Genomic DNA, 2,046 nt, shown 5'->3' with positions numbered 1-2,046 from the left:
GAGCGGGGGCGGGGGAGGGGTGCTGGGGCAGCTGAACGGCGCCATGGAGCGCACGCTGGAGTTCACCGTGGCGCACGAGGTGGCGCACCAGTACTTCGCGGGGCTCGTGGGCTCGGACCCCATCCTGGAGCCGGTGGTGGACGAGTCGCTGGCCCAGTACGCCGCGCTCCTCTACCTCGAATGGAAGCACGGCAAGAAGGTGGCGGAGTCGGTGCGTCAGGAGACGCTGGTGGGGCAGTACCACCTGTACCGGATGACGGGTGGGAAGGACGGCCGCGCGGACCGGCCCACGGGCCACTTCGCGGATGAGATGGAGTACGGCGCGCTCGTCTACGGCAAGGCGCCCCTGCTGCACCACGCCTCGCGAAAGCTGGTGGGAGACGCCGCCTTCCTCAAGGCCCTGCGCGCCTACGTGGACACGTACCGCTTCAAGTGGACGTGCAAGGACTGCTTCACGAAGGAGCTGGCGAAGGCGAGCCCCGCCAACGCAAGCGCGCTGGAGCGGCTGCGCACGCGCTGGTGGCGGGAGGCGAAGGGCGACGAGGATTTGGGCAAGCCCCGTCTGGAGTCGCTGCTGGGCGGCTTCGAGGGCCTGGAAGGATTGGAGGCCCTGCAGTCGCTGCCCGGCATGGACCTGGAGGCGCTCCAGGGCATGCAGGGCTTCGAGGCCTTCCAGGAGATAGACGCCCAGTCGAAGGAGCTGCTGGAGCAGCTCATCCCCGGGTTGACGGGGCAGTGACGCGGGCCCTCAGTCGAAGAGGGCGCGGACGAACTCGCGCGGCTCGAAGCGGCGCAGGTCGGCCACCTTCTCGCCCACGCCCACCCAGACGACGGGGAGCTTCAGCTCGTCGCAGATGCCGATGACGACGCCGCCCTTCGCGGTGCCGTCCAGCTTCGTCAGGGCGATGGCGCTGACGCCCACGGCCTCGTGGAACTGCTTGGCCTGCTGAATCGCGTTCTGGCCGTTGGTGGAGTCCAGCACCAGCAGCACCTCGTGCGGCGCGCCGGGCAGGGCCTTGTCCATGACGCGCTTCACCTTCTTCAGCTCCTCCATCAGCGGAGCCTTGGTGTGGAGCCGGCCGGCGGTGTCCGCGATGAGGACGTCCGCGCCTTCCTCCTTCGCCTTCTTGACGGCCTCGAAGATGACGGCGCTGGGGTCTCCGCCCTCGGCGCCCTTCACCAACTGGGCCTGGGCGCGCTCGGCCCACACGTCGAGCTGCTCGGTGGCGGCGGCGCGGAAGGTGTCACCCGCGGCCAACACCACCTTCTTGCCCTCGCTGGTGAGCTTCGCGGCCAGCTTGCCGATGGTCGTCGTCTTCCCGGCGCCGTTGACGCCCACCACCATGACGACGTGCGGCGGGCCGCCGCCTTCCAGGGAGCGCGGTACGGGCAAGTCACAGATGCGGGCGACTTCGTCGCGGATGAGGCCCTTGATGCGCTCGGGGTCCTTCAGCTCGTTGCGCTTGAGCTTCTCGCGGGCCACCTCCACCAGGTGGTTGGCGGTGCGCACGCCGATGTCGGCGGTGAAGAGGATTTCCTCCAGCTCCGCCAGGACCGACTCGTCCACCTGGCGCTGCTGGCCGAACAGGCCGTTGAGCCGGGCCATAAAGCCCTGGTTCCGGGTCTTGTCCAGGCCCTGGGCCAGGGTGCGGCCGGCCTCGGCTTCCACCTTGGCGCGCGCGGCGGCTTCCTCGGCGCGGCGGGCTTCCTCGGCGGCGGCGGCCTCGCGGGCGCGCTCCTCCTCCATCAGCCGCTGGGCTTCAACCTGCTCGCGCTTGCGGCGCTCCCGGGCCTCGTCGTCCGCGGCCTTCTTGGCGCGGTACTCGGCGCGCTTCTCCTCTTCTTCGCGCTCCTTGAGGGTGCGGGCCTCCGCCTCCAGCCGGGCGCGCTCGGCGGCGTCCGTGGCGGTGCGGGCGGCCTGGGCGGCCTCGGTGCGCTGGCGGGCCAGGGCCTCGGCGCGGTCGTGGGCGGCCTCGGCCTCGCGGAGCCGGGCGGCCTCCGCTTCGGAGGGGGGCAGCTCCACGCGCAGGCGAGGCTGCTCGGCGG

General features: G+C 71.4%; 2 protein-coding genes. One reads left to right on the top strand and one right to left on the bottom strand.

Annotation, left to right across the window (positions count from 1 at the left end; genetic code table 11):
* Positions 1-739: M1 family aminopeptidase (locus tag FMP39_RS37070; RefSeq protein WP_141594683.1), on the top strand; the 739-nt coding region annotated here is incomplete at its 5' end.
* Positions 740-748: 9 nt separating this feature from the next.
* Here FMP39_RS37070 and ftsY read toward each other — a convergent pair.
* Positions 749-2,046: signal recognition particle-docking protein FtsY (ftsY, locus tag FMP39_RS37065; protein ID WP_141594681.1), on the bottom strand; the 1,298-nt coding region annotated here is incomplete at its 5' end.

Source organism: Myxococcus sp. AB056, from assembly GCF_006547365.1.
Classification (GTDB): domain Bacteria; phylum Myxococcota; class Myxococcia; order Myxococcales; family Myxococcaceae; genus Myxococcus; species Myxococcus virescens.
This window is presented reverse-complemented; position numbering and strand designations above follow the sequence as displayed.